The sequence below is a fragment of the Endobacterium cereale genome (assembly GCF_009617585.1).
Taxonomy (GTDB): domain Bacteria; phylum Pseudomonadota; class Alphaproteobacteria; order Rhizobiales; family Rhizobiaceae; genus Neorhizobium; species Neorhizobium cereale.
Window position 1 is genome coordinate 1 of sequence record NZ_WIXI01000018.1, and the last position, 2,385, is coordinate 2,385.

The following is a 2,385-nucleotide window of genomic DNA, read 5'->3' on the forward strand; positions in this document are numbered from 1 at the left end:
CAATCGCCGACGTGACCGGATGAAGCTGCTGTTCTTCGATCGGTCAGGCTTTGTGCTCGTGCTGAAGCGGTTGACGGAGGATAAGTTTAGATGGCCGCGCCAAGAGGTGGCGGTGGTTACACTGACGACCGAGCAACTGCACTGGATTCTCGACGGGATCGATATCGATGCGATGATCCGCCATCCCGTGCGGCAATATCAGATCGCCGGTTGAGGTGACGCGTTGATCTGTTGACGCGGCGACGCGGTTCAGATTCAAAACCGGGATGACCCGAACCGGCGAACCGAGCGTTGCAGAGCTGATGGCGCAGTTGGCGGCAAATGCCGCCGAAATCGCTGCGCTCAAGGCCGAGAAGGAAGTGCTCTCGCGACGGGTCGTCAAGCTGGAAGAAGAACTGGCGCTCGCAAGGCTGCATCGATTTGCACCCCGCAGCGAAAAGCACGTCGATCGCCTCTTCAACGAAGCCGAAGAGGCCGCAGACGCGGATGGTCCTGATGATGGCGACGACGTCGCCGACCTCCCGGATACAGGCCTGCCAGCAGTCGAGAGTGTCGCGGTTAAAAAGCGAGGCCGCAAACCTCTGCCGGAAGACTTGCCGCGCGAGCGTGTCGAATACGACCTTCCCGACGATCAGAAAGCTTGCCCTTGTTGCAATGGCCAAATGCATCGTATGGGCGAGGCCGTGACCGAGCAGCTCCATATCGAGGTCAAGGCTAAGGTTCTGCAGAATGTGCGGTTCAAATACGCCTGCCGCCATTGCGACCGCACCGGGATCAACACGCCTGTGGTAATCGCACCGATGCCGCCGCAACCCTTGCCGGGTAGCATCGCCACCGCCTCGACGCTGGCCTTCGCGCTCGTCCACAAATACGTCGACGGCACACCGCTCTACCGCGTGGCGCAAACGTTCAAACGGGCCGGCGTTCCGATCAGCCGGGGTGCTCTCGCGCACTGGGTGATCGGTTCAAGCGAGAGGCATCTGCATCGCATCTACGATGTGCTGAGGCTGAAGCTTCAGTCGCAGCCTCTCATTCATGGCGATGAGACAACAGTTCAGGTGCTAAAGGAAAAGAACAAGGAAGCCACCAGCACGTCGTACATGTGGGCTTACCGCAGCAGCGAGGACAGTGACGAGCCAATTGTACTGCTCGACTACCAGCCGGGCCGCGGCCAGGTCCACCCGCAGGCCTTTCTCGGCCACTACCGCGGCATATTGGTGAGCGACGGCTACACAGCCTGGCGCACATTGCATGGCGCAACCCATGTCGGATGCATGGCTCATTCACGGCGACGCTTCGTCGAGGCTCTCAAAACCCGGAAGAATGGAGGCGGACCACCGGAACAGGCGCTCCGGTTCTTCGAGCAGCTCTACAGGGTCGAAAAGCAGGCGCGAGACAAAAAGCCCGAAGCCGGTGAAACGCAGGCCGATTGCATTCGCCGTTTCCGACAACACCACAGCTTGCCTGTCCTGAACGCACTCAAGTCATGGCTCGACAATATCGCGCCGAAGGTCGTGCCGGATACCAAGCTCGGTGATGCCGTCTCCTACACCCTGAACCAATGGGATTACCTGACGCGCTACCTCAGCGACGGCAGGATGCCGATCGATAACAACATTCTGGAACGCGACATCAGAGTTTTTGCGACCGGAAGAAAATCGTGGTTGTTCAGCGATACCGCTGACGGAGCCAGAGCCAGTGCTATGATCTACAGTCTGATGCTGACCTGCCGCGCCTGTGGCGTTGACCCACTCATCTGGCTGCGCCACGTGCTCGCTGAGTTGCCTCAGCGCCACGAAGCCGACGACATCGACGACCTGCTTCCGTTCAGCTTCTCCAAAACCTCAGCCAACTGATAGACCCGGATATCGCTTCGCAAACGGGGCCGATCCGGTGATGCCGCCTACGTCAATGTGCATGGAAAATCGCGCTTACGACTGGTGTCGTGCCTGCCGCAGATAAATAATACTGACCGTGCATCTGATTGCAATCAGGGTGGTGGCTGTCAGGCCTTTCTCCCGCTTGGCTTGCCAGTTCGAAGCCGAAAGGGAGCCCGCCAAGTGATATGTCACGCAGGAAAAAAACCGCCAGTCAAAGGACGTAATCTCAGCACCTTTGAAATTCCGAACATGGAGCGAGACAACGACTATTCCGACCATTTCGGTCGGAACAAATGATGTAGAAAATCCATCTCCAATCCAGATCGGTGACGAGAACGCCACCGATCGGCGGCCCGACTATCGGGCCGACCAAAGCCGGGATCGGCAGCCAGGAAATTGCGCTGACCTTATGCATGCGCGCGAAGCTGTGAGAGCGGCGGTGCAAAAGTCTGCCACGGTAGCGGCGTGATAATCACGTCGTAGGGGCGGAGTAAAATCCGGCCAC

Annotated in this window: 2 protein-coding genes; both read left to right on the plus strand. The window is 58.7% G+C overall.

Going from position 1 to position 2,385, the window contains the following annotated elements; translation table 11 throughout:
- Positions 1-214 (plus strand): IS66 family insertion sequence element accessory protein TnpB (gene tnpB / locus GAO09_RS00040; protein WP_153352041.1); only part of this gene is annotated, 214 nt, incomplete at its 5' end.
- A 52-nt stretch (positions 215-266) separates the two neighbouring features.
- Positions 267-1,856, plus strand: coding sequence for an IS66 family transposase (gene tnpC, locus GAO09_RS00045; RefSeq protein WP_153352042.1), 1,590 nt, complete (start codon positions 267-269; stop codon positions 1,854-1,856).
- Positions 1,857-2,385: the final 529 nt, after the last annotated feature.

Excerpts from the sequence above, each read along its gene's own strand:
- tnpC (WP_153352042.1), top strand. The coding sequence starts at position 267 with ATGACCCGAACCGGCGAACCGAGCGTTGCAGAGCTGATGGCGCAGTTG.